16 protein-coding genes are annotated in these 20,408 nt (G+C 73.5%); 7 read left to right on the forward strand and 9 right to left on the reverse strand.

Annotated features, from left to right (window positions below; translation table 11 throughout):
• Positions 1–18: 18 nt before the first annotated feature.
• From AC3ETA_RS05280 to AC3ETA_RS05295, 4 genes are all read right to left on the reverse strand, one after another.
• Positions 19–4,659, reverse strand: coding sequence for a hypothetical protein (locus tag AC3ETA_RS05280; protein ID WP_432191627.1), 4,641 nt, complete (start codon positions 4,657–4,659; stop codon positions 19–21).
• A 64-nt stretch (positions 4,660–4,723) separates the two neighbouring features.
• Positions 4,724–5,614 carry a hypothetical protein gene (locus tag AC3ETA_RS05285; RefSeq protein WP_403079245.1) on the reverse strand — a complete coding sequence of 297 codons (891 nt, stop codon included), beginning with the start codon at positions 5,612–5,614 and terminating at the stop codon, positions 4,724–4,726.
• Between the two features lie 55 nt (positions 5,615–5,669).
• Positions 5,670–7,196 carry a hypothetical protein gene (locus AC3ETA_RS05290; RefSeq protein WP_381520112.1) on the reverse strand — a complete coding sequence of 509 codons (1,527 nt, stop codon included), beginning with the start codon at positions 7,194–7,196 and terminating at the stop codon, positions 5,670–5,672.
• Between the two features lie 126 nt (positions 7,197–7,322).
• Positions 7,323–8,018 carry a GntR family transcriptional regulator gene (locus AC3ETA_RS05295; RefSeq protein ID WP_432191628.1) on the reverse strand — a complete coding sequence of 232 codons (696 nt, stop codon included), beginning with the start codon at positions 8,016–8,018 and terminating at the stop codon, positions 7,323–7,325.
• Positions 8,019–8,152: 134 nt separating this feature from the next.
• Here AC3ETA_RS05295 and AC3ETA_RS05300 point away from each other — a divergent pair, with 134 nt between their 5' ends.
• Genes AC3ETA_RS05300 through AC3ETA_RS05320 form a run of 5 tightly spaced genes read left to right on the forward strand, consistent with a single transcriptional unit; the run spans position 8,153 to position 12,560 of the window.
• Positions 8,153–9,445, forward strand: a complete 1,293-nt coding sequence (locus AC3ETA_RS05300) for an MFS transporter (protein WP_432191629.1) — start codon at positions 8,153–8,155, stop codon at positions 9,443–9,445.
• On the forward strand, positions 9,442–10,293 hold the full coding sequence (locus AC3ETA_RS05305; RefSeq protein WP_432191630.1) for a putative hydro-lyase: 852 nt from the start codon (positions 9,442–9,444) through the stop codon (positions 10,291–10,293). The genes AC3ETA_RS05300 and AC3ETA_RS05305 overlap by 4 nt, the downstream gene beginning before the upstream one ends.
• A 28-nt stretch (positions 10,294–10,321) precedes the next feature.
• Positions 10,322–11,080, forward strand: coding sequence for a LamB/YcsF family protein (locus AC3ETA_RS05310; protein ID WP_432191631.1), 759 nt, complete (start codon positions 10,322–10,324; stop codon positions 11,078–11,080).
• Positions 11,077–11,694, forward strand: coding sequence for a 5-oxoprolinase subunit B family protein (locus tag AC3ETA_RS05315; protein ID WP_432191632.1), 618 nt, complete (start codon positions 11,077–11,079; stop codon positions 11,692–11,694). Before AC3ETA_RS05310 ends, AC3ETA_RS05315 begins: the two co-directional genes overlap by 4 nt.
• On the forward strand, positions 11,691–12,560 hold the full coding sequence (locus tag AC3ETA_RS05320) for a 5-oxoprolinase subunit C family protein (RefSeq protein ID WP_432191633.1): 870 nt from the start codon (positions 11,691–11,693) through the stop codon (positions 12,558–12,560). The genes AC3ETA_RS05315 and AC3ETA_RS05320 overlap by 4 nt, the downstream gene beginning before the upstream one ends.
• 104 nt (positions 12,561–12,664) lie before the next feature.
• Here AC3ETA_RS05320 and AC3ETA_RS05325 read toward each other — a convergent pair whose 3' ends face one another.
• From AC3ETA_RS05325 to AC3ETA_RS05345, 5 genes are all read right to left on the reverse strand, one after another.
• The gene (locus tag AC3ETA_RS05325; protein ID WP_432191634.1) at positions 12,665–13,618 is read right to left on the reverse strand and encodes an SGNH/GDSL hydrolase family protein; all 954 of its coding nucleotides are present in this window, start codon (positions 13,616–13,618) and stop codon (positions 12,665–12,667) included.
• Positions 13,615–14,775, reverse strand: coding sequence for a glycosyltransferase (locus AC3ETA_RS05330; RefSeq protein WP_432191635.1), 1,161 nt, complete (start codon positions 14,773–14,775; stop codon positions 13,615–13,617). The genes AC3ETA_RS05325 and AC3ETA_RS05330 overlap by 4 nt, the downstream gene beginning before the upstream one ends.
• Entirely contained in the window at positions 14,772–15,902 is a 1,131-nt protein-coding gene (locus AC3ETA_RS05335; protein WP_432191636.1) for a glycosyltransferase family 4 protein, read from the reverse strand. Before AC3ETA_RS05335 ends, AC3ETA_RS05330 begins: the two co-directional genes overlap by 4 nt.
• A 185-nt stretch (positions 15,903–16,087) precedes the next feature.
• Positions 16,088–17,506: a HEAT repeat domain-containing protein gene (locus tag AC3ETA_RS05340; protein ID WP_432191637.1), complete on the reverse strand. Its 1,419-nt coding sequence runs from the start codon at positions 17,504–17,506 to the stop codon at positions 16,088–16,090.
• 300 nt (positions 17,507–17,806) lie between these two features.
• Positions 17,807–18,199 (reverse strand): ankyrin repeat domain-containing protein, encoded by a 393-nt coding sequence (locus tag AC3ETA_RS05345; protein ID WP_432191638.1) that lies wholly within the window; start codon positions 18,197–18,199, stop codon positions 17,807–17,809.
• 327 nt (positions 18,200–18,526) lie between these two features.
• Between AC3ETA_RS05345 and AC3ETA_RS05350 the strand changes: the two genes are divergently transcribed.
• Both AC3ETA_RS05350 and AC3ETA_RS05355 read left to right on the forward strand, forming a co-directional pair.
• Complete coding sequence (locus AC3ETA_RS05350; protein ID WP_004002760.1) at positions 18,527–18,721, forward strand: hypothetical protein; 195 nt, start codon at positions 18,527–18,529, stop codon at positions 18,719–18,721.
• 40 nt (positions 18,722–18,761) lie between these two features.
• Positions 18,762–20,402, forward strand: a complete 1,641-nt coding sequence (locus tag AC3ETA_RS05355; protein ID WP_432191639.1) for an ATP-binding cassette domain-containing protein — start codon at positions 18,762–18,764, stop codon at positions 20,400–20,402.
• Positions 20,403–20,408 lie beyond the last annotated feature (6 nt).

Below are 20,408 nucleotides of genomic sequence, written 5' to 3' on the forward strand. Positions count from 1 at the left end.
GTTCACCGCCGGCTCACATCACGGCGTCGCCGGTGCCGCCAGGCGCTTGAACATCCGGGTCGCCGTGATCTCGCTGTGCACCGCCTCCCCCGCCTGGGGCTGCTGGGGAAGCCCCGGGCGGAGGTGCTCCTCCACGCTGATGTACTTCAGGCCCGCCCGCAGGTCGGCGTCGTTGCGCAGGCGGATGACCAGCGGGAACTCGGCGAGCGCGGTCGTGTCGAACAGGCCCGTGGTGTAGAGGAGCTGGACGCCGAGCGCGTCCGACACGGCCCGCTGCAGCTCCAGCAGATAGGTCGCGTTGGCGCGCCCGATGGGGTTGTCGAGGAAGAGCGTGCCCGCGTGCCGGTGCTTGTCCCGGCCCCGGTCATTGCTCCTGAGCGCGGCCATCGTGCAGTACAGGGCGATGGCGGCGGTGAGGAGCTGACCGCCCGAGAACACGTCGCCCATCTGCCCGACGGGCACGCGCTCGGCGCGCAGCACGGCGTCCGGCTTGAGGATCTCGACGGCGACGCCCTTGGGCTGGAGCGCCGCGGCGACTCCCCGCAGGAGCAGCGACATTCCGTCGCGTCGCAGGTCGGAGTTCTTCTTCACGGCCGCGCGGGTCGCCTCGTCGACGACCTCGCCCAGCCGTTCGGTGAGGGTGGCCTGGTCGGGCTCCTCGAAGCGGATGCGCAGGAACTCCTGTCCGGACCACTCGCCGAGCCCTTCGGGCAGCCGGGACAGACGCTGCGCGGACCGCAGGGTGGCCAGCGCCGACTCCACCAGGCCGCGCAGCCGGTCCACGATCGAGTCGCGGTTGCGCTCCAGCTGCGCCAACTCGTCGGTGAGCACACGGAGTCGGGGCGCGAAGGCGTCCGCCCACTTCTGCGCGTGCTCGGGCAGTGCGGAGGCGGGCAGTTCACGGATCTGCTGGCGGGCGGGGGTGCGGACCTGCTCGTACCGCGTGGAGTTGGCGTGCCGTACGAGCACGTCGCTCGCCTCGCGCACGGCGGCCTCGGCGGCGGACAGGTCGGCGGCGCAGCCGCGCAGCGACCGGCGGGCCTCGGCCGCGGAGTGCCGGGCCTCCTCCGGGCCGCCGGGGTAGGCCTCCGGCTCGTCCTGCTCCTCGTCCAAGGCGTGCTCGCGCAGCAGGTCGCGCAGCATCGCGGCGATCTCGTCGAAGCCACCGGCCGCGTCCTCGGCGCCGCGGTGGGCTTCGAGGAGTTCGGCGTGCGCCTCGCGTGCCTGTGTCAACGCCTCGGTTCGGGCGGCGAGTTCGGTCGTCGCGGTGCGCAGCAGAGCCTGCGCGTGGTCGGCGTCGCGCGGCTGGATTTCCTCGGACAGCTCGGTGTGTGCCTCACCGTCCTCGGGGGCGTGCCGCTCGGCCTCGCCGCGCAGCCGCCCGAGCTGTTCGCTGGCGCTGGACATGCGGGTCTCCAGAAGCTGGACCAGCTCCTCCGCGCGCGCGGAAGCCGCCTGCCGGGAGGGTCCGTCGGAGCCGTCCGGCGACTGCAGGAGCTGCTCGGCCCGGGTACGGACCTTGTTGCTCAGCCGGTCCAGCTCCGCGCGCGCCGCGCTCTCGTCGCTCTCCGCGCGGGCCTGCTCGGCACGCAGGTCGGCGCCGACGCCGACCTTCTCGTACACCTGGGACGCGGCCCGGTACGCCTCGCGAAGCGCGGGCAGGGACGCCTTCGGCTCGACCGCGTCCGTGTCGGGTACGTCGTCGGGGGCGCCCGCGATCTCCGAGCGCTCGGCGCGCAGGGCACGCGCGGTGCGGCGCGCGTCGTCGGCCGCGCGCTGGGCGGCCCGGCGGTCCTCGTCGGCGGCGCGGGCACGCTCCAGGCAGCTCTGGGCGCGGGCCTCGGACTCGACGGCCTCGTCGGCGAGTTCGCGCACCTTGACCTGCCAGCCCGCCCGCTCACGCAGCCGGAACGCCAGCCCCGCCAGGGCGTCGGCGGACCGCCGGGCCTTCTGCGCGGTCTCCTGCCGCTCGTCGCGGACCTGGGCCGCCTCGGCGGCGGCTTCGTCGGCCTCGGCCCGCACGGTCCGCGCCTCGGCCAGTTCGGCCTCGGACTCCTCGGCGAACGCGCGCGCCTCCCCGGCCGCCTGCGCCAGCTCCACCAGCCGTCCGTCCGGGCAGCCGGTCCGCCATGAGGCGAGCCGGGCCGCCAGTTCACGGTCCTTGCCGAGCCGTGCGGCGAGGCCGCGGATCTCCTCGTCCCGCTCGGTCGTCCGCGCGCGCAGCGCCTGACGCTCCTCGTCGGCGGCGAACTCGTCGTGCATGGCCGGGTTCGGAGGTACGAGGAAGACGTCACCGTCCGGCGCGTCGGCGGCCGGAGTCGGGGCGAGCAGGGCGGCGGCCGTGCCCACCGCTACGGCGGACCGGGGCAACAGGGCCGCGTCGCCCAGCACCTCGCGGGCACGCGCGTGCGTGGCCGGGTCGGTGATGATCACGCCGTCGACCAGTTCGGGCCGGGCGGCCAGTACGCGCGCGTGGTCGGTGGGGTCGACGGCCTGGGCGAGGTAGCGCCAGCCCGGCAGCGCAGGGATGCCCTGCTCGCCGAGGAACTCCACGGTCGCCAGCACGTCCGGGCCGGGCGGCAGCAGCCCGCCGTCGCCGAGCGCGCCCAGGATCCGGGCGTCGTCCGCGGCCGCCGTACGCAGCTCGAAGAGCTGGCGCTCGGCGGCGGAAACGGCGTCGTCGAGCAGCTCACGCAGTTCGCCGGCGAACCGGTCCAGCTCCTCCGGGGTGAGGGCACCGGCAGCGGCCGGGCTTTCGTTGCCGTCCTCACCGTTGCGAGGAGCGGGAACCGACCCGCGTTTCACACCCGGCTCACCGGTCAGGCTCAGCAGTTCGGCCAGGCGTTCCTCCGCCGCCAGCCCCTCGGCGAGCCGCCGCTCGGCGTCGTACGCACGGTCCGCCGCCGTCGCCGCGTCCGCCGCGCGGGCCGCCGTCAGTTCCGCACGGGACTCGGTGGAGGCCGCTTCACGCGCGTGCTCCGAGGCGCGCCGGGAAGCCTCGCGGGCGGTGTCCCAGGCGGCGACGGCGCTCTTCTCGGCGTCGCTCGCCGCGAGGGCGGCGCGGGCCGGGTCGGCGTCGGGCGTGCTGTCGTCGAGCCAGCCCGCGCGGACGGCCTCGGCGGTCTCCTGCTCGACCTCGGTCAGGCGCTGCCGCAGGTGGCCGACCTCACTGCGGGCGCGCTGCGCGTCGGTGGCGGCGGCGGTGGAGTCCGCGTAGGCGGACTCGCTGACCTCCTGGAGGGCGGCGGAGCGCTCCTCCCCCTCGTTGGCGAGGGCCTCGGCGCTCTCCGCCGCGGCGTGCAGGGCCCGTACGAGATCGACGGCGGCCTTGGCGCGGGCGGCCAGCGCGGGGGCCGCGTCGCGCTCGGCCTCCTGGATGGCGGCGGCCACCCGTGCGACGCGGTCGGAGGAGGCGCGGTGCCGCAGGACGGCTTCGGCGGCCTGCCAGGCGGAGTGCAGGGTGCGGGCGTCGGCGAGCTCGCGCTTCTGGGCGGCCGCGGACTTCTCGGCCGCGGCGAGCGCCAGCGAGGCGTGCCGGTAGGCGAGTTCGGCGGCGATCAGCGCGCTGCGCTCGCGGGCCGCCTCGGCGTGGGTGACGGCGTACGCGGCGGCGGTGACCCGCTGGGCGAGGTCGGCGGCCCGTACCCGCTCCTGGACGCCTCGCGCGGACAGCCGCCGGGCCAGGGTCCTGGTGCGCCGCTCGGCGCCGGCGTGGATGTCACGTGCGCGTGAGCGGGTCTCGGCGGCCTCGACGATCCGCCCGAGCAGGTCGACGGATCCGGCGGTGAAGTCCCGCTCGGCGATCAGCTCGGCACGCCTGCCCAGCTTGTTGCCGAAGCCGCCGACCAGGTCGGCGAGGCCGTCGGTGTCGCGCGTGTCGGTCACGGCCCGCAGCAGCAGGTCGGTGAAGTCGGAGTCCTTCTTGACCGCGAAGAGGCCGGCCGCCTCACCCTCGTCCGCGTTCATCTCGCGCTGGTAGCGGAAGAGTTCGGGGTCGAGGCCGAGGTCGCCGAGGTGCTCGATCCAGCGGTCGTGGATCTCCTCCCAGTGCACCTCCAGATGCGGATACGCCTTGCCCGCCTCCGTGATCGCGTCCCGGAAGCCCTTCATGGTGCGGCGGCGGCCCTGCGCGCCGGACTGGCCCTCCACGGGCGCCCGTACGGCCGTGGACTCGGCGACGGGCAGGTTGTCCAGGGAGAGCCCGGGGCCGGGCCGGAAGGAGTACCAGGCCTCGGCGAACTTCCGGGGGTCGTTGGAGACCTGGCGTCCGCGCCACTCGCTCACCTTGCCGACCACGACACACTCGCCGGTGAGCGTGTGCTGCCACTCCAGCGCGACATGCCCGCAGTCGTCGGCGAGCAGGAACTTCCGCAGCACGCCGGAGCTGGCGCCGCCCAGGGTGTTGCGGTGGCCCGGCAGCATCACGGAGAAGATCAGCTTGAGCAGGACCGACTTGCCGCCGCCGTTCTCCAGGAAGAGCACGCCTGCCGGGGCGGGCCGGCGCGGCGGGCCGACGGGCTCCTCCTCGAAGAACTCCGCCTGCGTGGGCGCGGGGTCGGGCACCGGCTCGCCCACGCCGCGCAGGTCAAGCACGGTGTCGGCGTAGCGTGCACCGGCCGGTCCGATGGAGTAGAGACGGACCCGGGACAGCTCGTACATGGCGGACTCTCGTAAGTCTTCGGCAGATCGGGGAAGTTCGGGGCAGCCCACGGGCCGCGGGGCCTCAGGAAGCTCCGGCCGAGTGGAACGGCAACCCGGCGTCGGCCACCAGCTCCAGGTCGTCCGTCTCCTCCGCGGGCAGCAGGGTCGCGGTGCCGTCGGTGACCGGGACCACGCCCAGCTCCAGCAGCTCGGCCATGGCGGCGCTGCCGGCCATGTCCCGCACCTGGAGCTGGTAACGAGCGGTGGTCCGATAGGTGCCGCCGTTGTCGTCACCGGTCCGCTGGAGGAACCCGGAGTCGGTCAGGAAGGCCGCGGCCTTGCCGACGATGCCGGTGGTGGAGCCGGCGAGCCGACGCGCGTCCTTGGTGGCGCCGGTCGCGCTGCGTCTGACCCAGATCCGCCAGGCCGCCTCCAGACCGGGCGCGTCCGTGGCGGGGTCGGTGTTCTCGCCCTGTTCCTCGGCGCGCTCCTCCAGCCGGCGGCAGGCCTGCCGGACGAAGGCGTCGACGCCGTTGACGGTGACGCGTCCGATGTAGCCGTCGTCGGCGAGGTCCTCGGGCCGCGGGAACGCCATGGCGGCCACGGCGAGATGGGCCAGCCCGTGCAGGAAGCGGTCGCTGCCGTCGGCGGACGTACGACGCGCGTAGTCGCCCATGCGCACGGCGAACACGGAGTCCTCGGCCGCGGTCACCGCCATCCCGGCGCGCGGGGACACCTCCAGCACGACCAGCCCGAGCCCCGCGGCCACGGCGTCCGCGAGCCGCGCGAACGGCGGGTCCTCGCGGTACCGGCGCAGCAGATCGGTGTACTCCTGGTCCCGCGCGGGCTGCAGCTTGGGCTGGAGCCCGAAGGCGACGAGCCGCGCCGCGTCGGCGGCGTCGGCGGGGGTGACGGCGGCGGTCGCCGGCGGGGCGGCGGCCTCCGGTTCACTCCGATCGACGTGCTCGGTCACGGTTTCGGCTCCTCGGTGCGGTGGTGCTGGTGGTTCGTGCGGTGCTCGAAGCGGCTCATGCTGCTTCCGTTCTGTCGGCCGCCATCCCCACGGCGTCCAGCAGGGCCGTGCCGACGATGAGGTCGGCGCCGCCGAACTCGGGGTCGTCCAGCTCGGTGCCGTCGTCCACGGCGAACAGCAGCTTCTCCTCGCCCTGCCGATAGGCCGTGCCCACCGGCGGACTGGCGGCGTGGACCGCCAGCAGGGCGACCAGATACGGCAGGTCGGGGTCCTGGCGACGGGCCTGGGCCAGCAGTCCCGACAGTCGGCGCGGCGCGTCGGACGGCAGGTCCAGCAGCTCCATGGCGGCGGCCAGCTGCTCCTCGCTGAACCGGCTGTCGTCCGGCGTCGCGATCAGGTCGGGCTCGGGCATCTCGGCGCCCAGATGCTCCCGCTCCACGGGCGGCGTCAGCAATATGTCGACAAGATCGGCCACACGGACCGACACCGGCGTACGGAGACCCGTCCCGCGCGCGAAGTAGGCGTCCGTGACGCGGACCGCCTGCTCCAGCGGCAGCGGGAGCACCGGCGAGACCAGGTGACCGTAGAGGTCGATCCCCGACGTGGTCATGGGTGTCGCGAAGGCCTGCCGGTCCTGTTCGGCGCGGAACAGGGGGCCGGCCTCCAGCAGCCGGGACTGCAACTGGGTGTGCCGTCGGATGCAGTCCTTGACGATGTCGACCAGCTCGGCCGCGCGGCGCTTGTGCTCCGCGTCCTCGGTCTCGTCGCGTGCCTTGCGGATGTTCGTGAGGATCGCGTTCTCGTGGCGGTACCGGTCGGCGACGTGGTCGAGGGCCTCGGCGATCATGTCGGGGACGGAGTTCAGCCAGTCGACCGCCCGGACATTGCGCCGGGTCGCGTCCAGGGCGCGGCGGAGCGTCTCGGAGTACTGCACGGTGCGGTAGCGGGCCTGCTCGGCGGCGAGCTGGGCGTCGGCGAGGCGGCCGCGGTTGATCAGCACCTCCAGCTTGACCTCGGCGGCGATCTGCGCGCTGGTGACATCGGTGTCGAGGGCGCCGACGAGGACGTTGACCGCCTCGTCGGTCGTCCGGAGGTACACGGTGCCGCCCGGCCCCGGGACCTCCTCGATCAGCTTGAAGTCGTAGTCACGGCGGACATAGCTGCCGTCCGGCGCGAAGGTGCCGTACACGGCCCGGAAGCCGCGGTCCACGCTGCCGACGTTGATCAGGTTCTCCAGGACCCAGCGGGCCACCCGCTCGTGCTCGGCGACGGGGCGGCGCGGGGCCTGGGCGGCGATGCGGGGGATGAGACGGGCGACTATCTGGTCGTGGTCGGCGCCGGTGTCGAAGTCCATGTTGAGGGTGACCAGGTCGATGGCGGCGAGTGCCACCTCGGCCATGCCGTACACCGAGTACTCGCCGGCGAGGTTGGCCTTGCGCGTGTCGAGGTCGTGCAGCGGCGCGGTGCAGGCGAGCGCGCGCAGCCGCCGCGCCAGCCCCTCGTCGGCGGCCGGGCCCGGAGCCGGGCGCGGCCCCGCGCTGAGCTGGGGCGGAACACGGTCCGTCGATGCAGGCGAAGTCACGGTGCACAGACTAGGTCCTCGGTCTGACAACGAACCAAACGACGGCGCTCCGCCGGCTGAGCCGAGAATCGGTTCGCTTCTCGTGTGCGGGGCGGCCGTGGTTGTTCGCGCAGATCCCCGCGCCCCTTACGGGGCGCTCGACACCCGGCGTCGGTAGACCTCCACGACCCGTTCCAAGGAGTCCTCCAGATAGACCGCGAGCAGCTTCTCCGCCCCGCCCTTGTCGCCCGCTTCCAGCGCCTGGAGGATCTGCCGGTTACGTGCGAGGTAGGGCTCGTGCAGGCGCTTCGGGTCGTCCACGACGTGGAACGCGAGCCGCAGCTCGGCGAAGACGCTGCGCATCAGTTCGTCGGTGCGGGCGCTGCCGGCCAGGGCGACCAGCTCGCGGTGGAAGTGGATATTGGCCGTACCCACACCATTCCAGTCACCTTCACGAGCCGCCCCGAGCCCCTCCTCGACCGCTCCGGCGAGCGGGTCCAAGCCGTACGGCGGCTCGCCGAGACGCCGTACGACGGCGCACTCGACGAGGCCGCGGGTGCGGTAGATGTCCTCGACGTCCTCGACGGTCAGGACCCGGACGAAGACCCCCCGGTTCAGCTCGTGCACGAGCAGCCGTTCATGGGTGAGCAGCCGGAACGCCTCGCGCAGGGTGTTGCGGGAGACGCCGAGCGCGCCGCCGATGCTGTCCTCCGACAGCCGGGCGCCGGGTGGGAAGAACCCTTCGGCGATACGGCTCCTGAGGATGTCGGAGACTCGCTCCGCGGTGCTCGTACGGCCGAGGAGCGCGCGGTCCTCGGACAGTGAGGTCAGGTGCTCGTCCATGCCGGAATTCAATCGCAGACCGCAAGAACGAACCAACATGGGTATTGAGGGATCGTTGAACAATCCCCTACGGTACTTCGCACCGGCACGGCTCACCCCCCCCTGCACCCCCGTCCCCTCTCTGCGAGGTGCCCATGAGCAAGACCCCTCCACCGCAGGCCCTGACCCACCCCACCGCTGACGAACGCGCCGACGACGACGGCGCGTTCGGCTGGCTGCGCGCCCTGGGCCCGCGCGGCCGCCGCGCCTTCGCGGGCGCTTTCGGCGGGTATGCACTGGATTCCTACGACTACTTCATGCTGCCGCTGAGCATGGTGGTGCTGGCGGCGTACTTCGGCCTGGACAGCGGTCAGACCGGCCTCCTCACCACCGTCACGCTCGTCGTCTCCGCGATCGGCGGCGCCCTCGCCGGGGTGCTCGCCGACCGGATCGGCCGGGTCAAGGCGCTGATGATCACCGTGATCACCTATGCGGTCTTCACCGTCGCCTGCGGTTTCGCGCCCAACTACGAGACCCTGCTGGTCTTCCGGGCGCTTCAGGGCCTCGGCTTCGGCGGCGAGTGGGCGGTCGGCGCGATCCTGGTCGCCGAGTACGCGAGCGCCAAGCACCGGGGCCGCACCCTCGGCGCGATCCAGAGCTCCTGGGCCGTCGGCTGGGCCCTGGCCGCGATCATGTACACCGTCGTCTTCTCCCTCGCCGACGACGACCTGGCCTGGCGCGTGATGTTCTGGACCGGCGCCCTGCCCGCACTGCTCGTCATCTGGATGCGGCGCCGGGTGCACGACGCCCCCGAGGCCGTGGCCGTGCGTGAACGGAGCACGGACAAGGGCAACTTCGCGGCGATCTTCAAGCCCGGTCTGCTGCGTACGACGATCTTCGCGGGGCTGCTCTCCACCGGTGTGCAGGGCGGTTACTACACCCTGGCCACCTGGGTGCCGACCTACCTGAAGACCGAGCGCGACCTGTCGGTCGTCGGCACCGGCGGCTACCTGACGTTCCTGATCTCGGGCGCGTTCCTCGGCTATCTGACCGGCGGTTACCTCACCGACCGGCTGGGCCGCCGGCGCAACATCTGGCTGTTCGCGCTGCTGTCGGCGGTCTGCATCCTGGCGTACGCGAACATCCCGAGCGGTGCCAACACCCTGGTGCTGATACTCGGGTTCCCGCTCGGGTTCTGCATGTCGGCGATCTTCAGCGGCTTCGGCTCGTACCTGAGCGAGCTGTACCCGACGGCGGTGCGCGGCACGGGACAGGGCTTCACCTACAACACCGGCCGCGCGGTGGGCGCCGTCTTCCCCACCACGGTCGGCTTCCTCGCCGACAGCTGGGGTGTGGGCGGCGCGCTGGTCTTCGGCGCGATCGGCTACGGCATCGCGGCGCTGGCCCTGCTCGGACTGCCGGAGACGCGCGGGAAGGAGCTGGCGTGAACCGCACGGAGGACCGTCCGCTCACCGCCGCGACGGCGGACCAGCCCGTCACCGCCGTCGACGAGCACGCGCACGCGTGGAGCCCCGCGACCGCCCGCGCACGCTTCCGGGACGGACTCGCGGGCCCCACGGCCGGGGTCGCGGCGGGGCACACGCAGGTCAATCTGATCTCGGTGCCCGCCGACTGGGCGTACGACATGCTGCTGTTCTGCCAGCGCAACCCCAAGCCCTGCCCGGTCCTCGACGTCACGGACGCCGGTTCCTGGACGACCGTCCTCGCCGACGGCGCCGACCTGCGCACCGATCTGCCGCGCTACCGGGTGTGGCGGGACGGCGAGTTGGTGGACCAGCCGACGGACGTACGGGCGCACTGGCGGGGCGATCTCGTGTCGTTCCTGATCGGGTGCAGCTTCACCTTCGAGTCGGCGCTGGCCGGGGCGGGAGTCCCGATCCGGCATGTCGAGCAGGGCCGCAACGTCCCGATGTACGTGACGAGTCGGCACTGCCGGCCGGCGGGACGGCTGCACGGCCCGATGGTGGTGTCCATGCGCCCGGTGCCGCCGCAGCACGTGGCGGCGGCCCTGCGCGAGACGGGCCTCCTGCCCGCGGTGCACGGCGCCCCCGTGCACTGCGGTGACCCCTCGGCGCTGGGCATCGCGGACCTCGGACGGCCCGACTTCGGCGACCCGGTCGACCTGGAGCCGGACGACATCCCGATGTTCTGGGCCTGCGGAGTGACCCCGCAGGCCGCCGTGACGGCCTCCCGCCCGCCGTTCGCCATCACCCACGCACCGGGCCAGATGTTCCTGACCGATGCCCGCGACGAGCAGCACCGCATCGTCGCCTGACCACCGGACTGAGGAAACGACGGAACTCATGAGCTCGATCGATCTCAACGCCGACCTCGGCGAGGGCTTCGGCCGCTGGCAGCTCACCGACGACGAACGGCTGCTGTCGGTCGTCACCAGCGCCAACGTGGCCTGCGGCTTCCACGCCGGGGACGCGGCCACCATGCGGCGGGTGTGCGAGCAGGCGGCCGAGCGCGGGGTACGGATCGGCGCCCAGGTCTCCTACCGGGACCTGGCGGGGTTCGGGCGGCGCGCGATGGACGTGCCGCCCGCCGAGCTGACGGCCGAAGTGGCCTACCAGATCGGCGCCCTGGAGGTCTTCGCGCGAGCGGCGGGCACGCGCGTGTCGTACGTCAAGCCGCACGGCGCGCTCTACAACCGCGTCGTGCACGACGAGGAGCAGGCCGGCGCGGTCGTCGACGGCGTGCTCCTGGCGGACGCCACGCTGCCCGTGCTCGGCCTGCCCGGCTCCCGGGTGCTGGAGCTGGCCGCCAAGGCCGGACTCCCGGCCGTCACGGAGGCGTTCGCGGACCGCGCGTACACCGAGCGGGGCACGCTCGTGCCGCGCGGTCAGGGCGGTGCCCTGGTCAGCGATCCGGAGGCCGTCGTGGAGCGCTCGGTGGGCCTGGCCCGCACGGGCACGGTCACCGCACACTCCGGGGTCTGCGTGGAGGTACGCGCGCGTTCCCTGTGCCTGCACGGGGACACGCCCGGCGCCGTCGAGCTGGCCCGCCGCGTGCGGGCCCGGCTGGAGGAGTCGGGGATCCGGGTGGAGGCCTTCGCATGAGGGTGCTGCCCGTCGGTGACGACGCCCTGCTCGTCGAGGTGTCCTCGGGCGAGGAGGCCCGGGCGCTGCACACGGAGCTGCTGCGGCGCCGCGCCGAGGGCGCGCTGTCGGTCCGCGAGATCGTCCCCGCGGCCCGGACCGTCCTGCTCGACGGCCTCACCGACCCGGCCCGCCTCGCCACCGAACTGACCACCTCCGAAGTGCCGCCCGCTCCCCCACACGCGCGTGCGACCGTCGAACTTCCGGTGCGCTACGACGGCCCGGACCTCGCCGACGTCGCCGCGCTCTGGGGGGTGTCCCCCGAGGAGGTCGCGCGGATCCACGCGGACACCGAATTCAGCGTCGCCTTCTGCGGTTTCGCCCCCGGTTTCGGCTATCTCACCGGTCTGCCGCCGCGCTACGACGTGCCGCGCCGGCCCTCTCCGCGCACCTCCGTGCCCGCCGGTGCGGTGGCGCTGGCGGGTCCCTACACGGGCGTGTACCCGCGCTCGTCGCCCGGCGGCTGGCAGCTGATCGGCAGCACCGACACCGTGCTGTGGGACCACACGCGGGTGCCGGCCGCGCTGCTGACGCCGGGCACGCGCGTGCGCTTCGTCGCCGTGGGGAGCTCATGAGCGACCACGCCCTGTCCGTCGTACGTGCCGGGGCACTGACCACCGTGCAGGACCTCGGCCGTCCCGGGCACGCCCATCTCGGCGTGCCCCGCTCCGGGGCGCTGGACGCTCCCGCGGCGGCGCTGGTCAACCGGCTGGTCGGCAACCCGCCCGAGGCGGCGGTGCTGGAGACCACGCTCAACGGCTGCACGCTGCGGCCCCGTTCGGCGGTCACCGTGGCGGTCGCCGGCGCGCCCTGCCGGGTCACGGTGGACGGGCGCCCGGTCGCCTGGGGCGCTCCGGTGCACGTGCCCGCGGGCGCGCTCCTGGAGGTCGGCGCGGCCCTTTCGGGCGTACGCGGCTATGTGGGCGTCTCCGGCGGCGTCGCCGTCGAACCGGTCCTCGGCAGCCGCTCCACCGACCTGCTGTCCGCTCTCGGCCCACCGCCCCTCACGGACGGCGCGGTACTGCCGCTCGGCCCACCGACGCGGCCGCACGCACGCGTGGACGTCGCCCCGCAGCCGGCACCCCCGACCGAGCTCGTGCTGCGCGTGACGCAGGGCCCGCGCGAGGACTGGTTCACGACGGCGGCCGTGCGCGCCTTCACCACCCGCGTGTACCGAGTCTCCGCCGCGAGCAACCGCATCGGGCTGCGCACCGAGGGGCCCGCCCTGGAACGGGCGCTCACGCGTGAACTCCCCAGCGAGGGCGTGGTCCTGGGCGCTGTCCAGGTGCCGCCCGACGGCAGGCCGCTGGTATTCCTGGCCGACCACCCGACGACCGGCGGCTACCCGGTGATCGCCGTCGTCCGCACGGCCGACCTCCCGGCCGCCGCACAGGCCGTACCGGGCACACCGGTCCGGTTCGTGTCCGTACGCCGCCGCTGACGACCGGGGCCGCTTCCTGGTCGTAGGCCGCCGCCGACAATCCGAGCCACCCCCTGGCCGAAGACCACCGCCCACAACCCGAGCCACTTCGCCTTGGCCGCCCGCTACGCCGCCTCCGGTTCGGGCTGGGGCTTCGGGACCGAGCGGTGTGCGGGCACGGGCACCGGCAGCCCCTCGGGCAGCGACAGGTGCTCCGGCACAGTCATGCGCTCGGACAGCCCCATGGCCCCGGGCGCCGACAACGCCGCCAGCGCCCGCGACACCGAATGCGCCGCCCGCAGATCGAGCCGGTCGCTCCTGCCCCTCGCGCGGTGCCCCATCTCGACGGCGGCGAGGCGCACCAGTTGCGGCAGCAGGTCGTTGCAGCGCCGGATCACCCAGGCGGTACCCGCGGTGGCCAGCCACAGCAGGCTCGCCGACCTGGTGGGCGGCGGGAACTCGGGCTCGGCCGCGGGAGCCGCCTGCGTCCCGATGCCGCGGTGCCTGAGCATCGCGTGGAAGCGCAGAGCGATCTGCCGGTGCCCGCGCTCCCCGGGATGCAGCCGGTCCGAGCTCCACATCGCGCGGTCCATGATCCAGGGGTCGTCGACGGCGTGCAGATGCACCGCCCCGTACCGCTCGGACAGCGTGTGGACCACCGTGTTGACGGCCCGCTGCCTGCGGGCCAGCGGATGGCCCAGCACCCCCGGCAGACCCAGCATCGTGCCCGGGTCGGGCAGGCAGGCCGTGAGCACGGCCGAGCCCTGACGGGTGAGGGACTCGTAGACCTTGTCGAGGCGCTGGGCGATCCTCTCGATGTCGAAGGTGCTGCGCAGGGTGTCGTTCACGCCCACCAGGACGGACGCGACGTCCGGGCGCAGTTCCAGCGCCGCCGGCAGCTGGGTCTCCAGCACGTCCCGCGTCTGCGCCCCGCTGACCGCGAGGTTGGTGAACTCGGCGGACGGTTCGGACAGCCCCCCGGCGAGCAGCGCGGCCCAGCCGCGCCACCCGTTCCCCACCGGATCGCCCACCCCCTCGGTCAGGGAGTCCCCGAGGGCGACGTAACGGAGCGGTCTCATGCCGCGCCCTCCGCACGCACGAAGGGACGCGCCGGCAGGGCCGCGTCGTGCGCCGTGAGGAAGGCGTCGACCGCCGCGCCCCAGCCGAAGCACTCCGCACGCGCGCGTGCCGCCTCCCGGCGCTCACGCTCGGGACGGTCCAGGATCATCTCCACGGCGTCCGCGAAGGCGTCCCCGTTGTCCGCGGCGGTGGCCCCGGCGGAACCGATCACCTCCGGCAGCGCGGACGACGCGCTCGCCACGACGGGCGTGCCGCAGGCCATGGCCTCCAGTGCGGCGAGCCCGAAGGTCTCGGCGGGCCCGGGGGCCATGGCCACGTCGGCGGAGGCCTGGAGCGCGCCGAGCAGACTGCGGTCGGCGACGTGTCCGAGGAAGGTGACCGGCAGGTCGCGCTCCTGCGCCCGCTTCTCCAGCCCCGCCCGCAGCGGGCCGTTGCCCGCCACCACGAGCACGGCGCGCACTCCGCGCCGGCGCAGCGACTCCAGGGCGTCGAGGGCGGTGCCGGGCCGCTTCTCCACGGAGAGCCGCGAGCACATCACCAGCAGCGTCTCGTCCGCCCGCGCGTGGGTGGCGCGCAGCGCGGCGTCGCGCAGGGTGGGGCGCCGGTTCATCAGATCGACGCCCAGCGGGGCCCGTACGACGTTGCGGGCGCCGATCCGCACGAACTCCCGCTCGGCGAACTCGGTGGTGCACACGACCCGCGAGTACGTGTGGGCGGTACGGACGTTGAGGGCGTCGGCGGCCCGCCGCGACAGGTTCTCCGACAGGCCCCAGGTCCGCAGTACGCCGTCGGCGGTCTCGTGGGAGACCATCACGGCGGGCACCCGGGCGCGGCGGGCCCACCTGCCGGTCCAGCGCAGCGTGGTGCGGTCGGAGACCTCAAGGCGGTCGGGGGCGAGTTCCTCGAGGAGGGACGCGACCCGCCGCCTGTCGATGAGCACGCGGTAGCCGCCGGTGCCGGGCAGCATCGGACCGGGCAGAGTGATCACGCGGCCCTGCTCGGTCTCGCCGTCGCTGTACCTGTCACCGGGCACGATCAGGACGGGGGCGTGGCCCGCCAGCTTGAAGCCCTTGCCCAGCTCGCGCAGCGCGGTGCGCAGCCCCCCGGAGGCGGGTGCGACGAAGTTCGCGAGCCGGACGATCCGCAGGCCGGTCATGCCGCCACCACCGCCCGGCGCGCGGCCAGCACGTCGGCGTAGTGGCCGATCAGCTGGTCGCCGACGGCGGCCCAGGTGCGGCCCCCGACCGTGGCGTGCCCGGCGGCGCCGTACGCGGCCCGCAGCGCCGGGTCGGCGACGAGGGTCTGCACGGCGTTCCGTACGGCGTCGGCGTCCCTCGGCGGCACCAGCAGGCCGGTGCGGCCGTGGTCCACCAGGTCGAGCGGACCGCCCGCGGCGGGGGCGACGACCGGCACTCCGCTGGCCATGGCCTCCTGCACGGTCTGGCAGAAGGTCTCGAACGGGCCCGTGTGGGCGAAGACGTCGAACGAGGCGAAGATCCGGGCGAGGTCGTCGCCGCCGCGGCGGCCCAGGAAGACCGCGCCGGGCAGCGCCTCGGCGAGCGCGGGCCGGCTCGGCCCGTCGCCGACGACGACGACCTTGACACCGGCCAGGCCGCACACGCCGGAGAGCAGCTCGATGTGCTTCTCCGGGGCGAGCCGCCCGACGTAGCCGACGATGACCTCGCCGTTCGGGGCGAGTTCGCGGCGCAGCTTCTCGTCGCGGAGCTCGGGGCGGAAGCGGGCGGTGTCCACGCCGCGTGCCCACAGCTTGAGCCGGGGCACTTGGTGGGCCTCCAGATCGTTCATGGAAGCACTGGAGGGGACGAGGGTGAGGTCGGCGGCGGAGTGGACGGACCGTATGCGCCGCCAGGCCGCGCCCTCGCCGGCGCCCATGTAGGTGCGGGCGTATCCGGCCAGGTCGGTCTGGTAGACGGCGACGGCGGGGATGCCGAGCCGGGCGGCGGCGGCCATGCCGCGCACGCCGAGGACGAAGGGGCTGGCCAGGTGCACGACGTCGGGCCGGTGCTGGATCAGCGCGGCGGCCAGGCGCCGGCTGGGGAGCGCGACCCTGACCTGGGGGTAGCCGGGGAGCGGGAGGGAGGGGACATGGACGACGGGGCAGGGCGCCATGGAGGCGGCCGCCTTGTTCCCGGGAGCGGGAGCCGGTGCGACGACGAGGGGCGCGTGACCGCGATCGACGAGGTGTCGGGCGGTCTGGAGCGCGCAGTGGGCCACGCCGTTCACATCGGGGGGAAAGGATTCGGTCACGATGACGACACGCATACCGGTGTTGTCGCCGTGCTGGACGTGGCCGCGTCAAAGTGGATCTTTCCGAACGACAAACGTCCCATGAGCGTTCCGCTGCGCACCCGAGCGGGTCAGATGGCGTCCATGCGCGTCCGACCCGCCGGTCATCCCGCGTTCACCCGGCGGGCGGATCTCCGCGAGATGCACAGGGTGAACACCTGTCAGCCCGCGCTCGCGTCCGGTCCGATCCGGCTGCGTACGGCGGTCTGGACCTCGGCCTCCTCGGCCGGATCGGCGGCGAGCCGGCGCAGTCGCTCGACGACGCGGGTGTCCCCGGTCTCGGCGTGCCGGGCGGCGATCTCGCGGGTGGTCTCCTCGCAGTCCCAGAGGCATTCGACGGCGAACCCGGACGGGAAGGAGGGATCGGTGGCGGCGAGGGCACGGGCGGTGCGGCCGCGCAGATGGGACGAGGCGGTCTCGCGGTAGATGTGGCGCAGCACGGGGGCGGCGCAGGCGATGCCGAGCCGTCCGGTGCCGTCCACGAGGGTCCACAACGTCGGGGCGTCGGGGCCTTCGCCGCGAACGGCCTCGCGCAGGGCGGCGAGGACGAGGTCCTTGTCCTCGGCCCCGCCCCGGCAGGCGAGCATGCGTCCGGCGGCGGCACCGAGCGGATCCGGCCGTCGGGCCCAGCCGCGCGCCCGGTCGACGGCGGCGACGCTGCGCATCCGCTCGAAGGCGTCGACGGCGGCCTCCACGACGGCCGGTGTGCCGGTGACGACGGCCGCCTCGATCAGGTCGAGGGCGCTCGGGTCGTTGGTGTCGGCGAGGTAACGCAGGGCGGTGCAGCGGGCTCCGTCGCTGCCGTCCTCGGCGGCGGCGACGATCTCCGGCCGGTCCTCGGGGCCCGCGACGGCCATGAGGCACCGGGCGGCGGGCACATGGAGTGCGGCACCGCGATCCATGCCCTGCTGGGCCCACTCGAAGACCGCCTGCACGCTCCACCCCGGACGGGGCCCGGTAGGTCGCATCTGCCGTTGCCAGCGGTCGAAACAGCCGGCCTCCTGAGCGGCACGCACACGCGTGCCGATGGACTCGCGCGGGTCCTCGGCCCACAGCCGCCACGGCCGTGGCTCGAAAGCGTCCCGTACCGCGGCGGCCAGCTCGGCCTCGCCCTCGGGGTCGGCGGAGAAGCGCGCGAGCACGGGTGCGGCGAGGGCGCGCAGCCCGGTGTCGTCGTCCCTGAGCGCGAGTTCGTCCAGCGCCCAGGCCCAGTTGGAGCCCGAGGCGGCGTACCTGCGCAGCAGCTCCAGGGCGTCCGGCCTGCCGTAGGACGCGAGGTGGCCGAGGACGGCGAGGGCCAGGCCCGTGCGTGACTCCTCGGTGTCGAGCACGTCCTCGACGTCGAAGAGGTGGGCCTCGATCTCGTCGAGCTCGCCGCTGAGGTCGAGGTAGAGACGGGCGTAGTACAGGGAGCGGTTCTCCACCTGCCAGTCGTGGCGGGGATCCCGCAGCACACAGTGGTTCAGCGCCGCGAGCGCCTCGGCCCGCGGGGCGGTGAGCGCGTGCAGCGTGCCGTCGCCGCGGCCCCGCTGGAGCAGGCCGAGCAGCGTTCCGCTGGGCGCTATGACCGGTTCGAACATGGGAAACAGCCTCACATCAAGCGTCGACGCAACCGGGGTTCCTGCTTCACCTGGCCGCGTGACAACACGTCGGGGCGCCCGCCGTTTCCTGCTTGCTGTAGACCATCTTCCTCTGCCTCTCGTCGGTGGCCCATGCGGACCGATCACGGCCCGCGCGGTGCGGCAACACCTGCCCAGCCATCGCGTCCGTGAATCACGACGTCATGATGACTCGGCACTTACATCTGCCGCGACCGAAATTTCGGCGGCCCTGTACCGCCTCCCCCGTTATCCGTGTCTTAGCTGGTCAGAGCATTCCGCTCAGTGAGCGTCGAACAGTGCGAGCAGCTCCGTCTTGGCAAACATGCGGGCGGTGTCCACGGCCGAGGGAGTGCCCCCGGCCGGGTCGGCGCCGCCTTCCAGAAGAGCCTTGATCACTTCCGTCTCACCCTTGAAGACAGCACCGGCGAGTGGCGTCTGGCCCCGGTCGTTGACGCGGTTGGCCTCGGCACCCCGGGCGAGCAGGGCGCGCACCGCGTCCGCGTGGCCGTGATAGGCGGCGAGCATCACGAGGGAGTCGCCGCGGTCGTTGGTGAGGTTGGCCGGAACGCCGGCGTCGACGTACGCCACGAGCGCCTCGGTCTGCCCCTGCCGGGCCAGATCGAAGATCTTGGTCGCCAGCTCCACGACCTCGGGGTCGGGGGCATCAGTCATCGGCCGGACCGCCTCTCACTACGTACTCGGGGACTGCGGGAACTGCTCGCTGCCGTGGGGAGCAGCAGTACGGCCGGCGAGCGGTGCTCGGCCGTACGAGTGATTCGCCAGCGTACTGGCTAGCGCGGCACATGACCCGGTACGCCCGAGGCAAAGATCATCGCAGACACAGCCGGACGCATCACCCAAGCCCATCCGCACAAGGACACTCCGCCAACGGGGGGAAATATTCAAGATTTCACCCAGTTGCACCTTTTATCGTATGGATACATCCTGTGAGCCTGGAAGTACTCATGGTGACTGTCCCCACAAACCAGGAGCACTCACATGATCCTCTCCATCTCAGGCGTCGTTCTGCTGGGCATCGTCGTCTTCATCTTCTTCCGCAAGGACGGGCTGAAGGCGTCGCACGCCCTGATCTCGGCCCTGTTCGGCTTCTACCTGGCAAGCACGGCGATCGCCCCGAGCATCAAGGCCGGCGGCGAGAGTCTCGCGAGCCTCCTGGGCGGCATCCAGTTCTGACGCCGTCCCACCCGCCCGTACGCACCTGTAGGAGACAGCAGTGGCCCGCCGCCCCCTCCCCCGCATCCTGAGCACAGGCAGCGCGCAGATCGCCCGGAGCCGCGATCTGGCCCGCGCGCAGTTCGCCCGAAGCCGGGAGCTGGCCCGGACGGCCGGCGACAGCGCCTCTGACGTCCTCCATCCACTGATCACGATCACCCGTGGTCTGCGCCGGCTGGCCACGGCCGGGCGGCGCAGATGGGCCGAGACCCCCAAGGACAAGCGCGGCCCGCTGCTGTTCCTGGTGGCCTCGGTGATCCTGGTCGTGGCACTCGTGCCGTACGGCCCGCTGCTCGCCGTCATCACCGTGATGGCGGCGGCAGCCTGGCAGGGCCGGGACCGTACGCCGACGGAGCCCGACGGCCCCGACGAGTCCCAGCTGGAACGCCTGCGGGCGTTGTACGAGGCTCTGGTCCCGTACTTCTCCGCGGCCGACGACCCGGCCCCGCTGTACTCCCACGGCGGCGAGTGGGAGAAGGCCTTCCCCGAGTTCGAGTTCGACGGCACCGGGCGCGTCGGCCGGCTCCTCGTGCGCTACCCGGCCTACTTCACCGACGGCGAGGCGCAGGCCCGCGCGCGGATCGAGCATCTGCTGACGACGAAGTCCGGCCGCGGCCGTGAGTACCACTTCGACTGGGACGAGGAGGGCAACGAACTCACGGTCACCGTCCTCGCCCCGCTGCCCACCGACATCGCCGCCCAGCGTTTCGTCACGGCCCCGGGCGAGACCGTCCTCGGCTTCACCGACCCCAGCGGGGTGCAGCGCACGCTTCCTCTGACCCATGGCGACCGGCAGCTCGACGTGCCGCCGGTGGTCTGGCGCACCGGCATCCGCTCCACCGAGCCGCACCTGCTGGTCGTCGGCCAGCCGGGCAGCGGCACCTCGACCCTGCTGCGCTCCGTCGCGCTCCAGGCCCTCCAGTACGGCGACGTCGTCATCGTCGAGGGCGGCAGCACCGGCGAGTACGCCTGCCTGACCGGACGGGACGGCGTCCTGGCCGTCGAGTGCGGGCTGGCCGGGGCGCTGGCCAGCATGGAGTGGGCCGCGACGGAGACGGAGCGGCGCCTGATCGCCGTGAACCGGGCCCGGCAGGCCGGCAACCCGCCGCCGGAGGACACCAAGCGCCCGCTGTGGCTCCTGCTGGACCGCCCGACGGCGTTCACCCACCTCGCCGCGGCGGACGACCGCAAGGACCCGCAGGCCCTGCTCCAGGTGCCCCTGCGGCACGGCCGCGCGGCGAACGTCACAGTGGTCGTGGCCGAGCAGTGGGACACCGTGGACGCCCTGTCCGACGCGGTACGGCAGCACACGCGCGCGCGTGTCGTGCTCGGCCCCGCGACGGCCGGGCAACTGGAGTCCGTCCTGGGCGCTCCTCCGCACACCACACCGGTCGCCGACGTCCCGCCCGGCCGCGGCTACGCCCGCCTGGGCACCGGCCCCGTCCACCGCCTCCAGGTCCCGGCCACCCCGGACCCCTACGACGACGCCACGAGCGACGCCCACCGCCAGGCGGTGCTGGAGCTGCTGCCGGAGCGGACGGCCCCGGTGGAGGCGGAGCGGCTGACGAACCTGGAGAAGGCCGAACCGGAACCGGAGCCGGAGCCGGTCCCCGCGGAGGCCGTGGTGGCGGAGACGACCTGACCGGCC

This window comes from Streptomyces sp. bgisy027 (assembly GCF_057710365.1).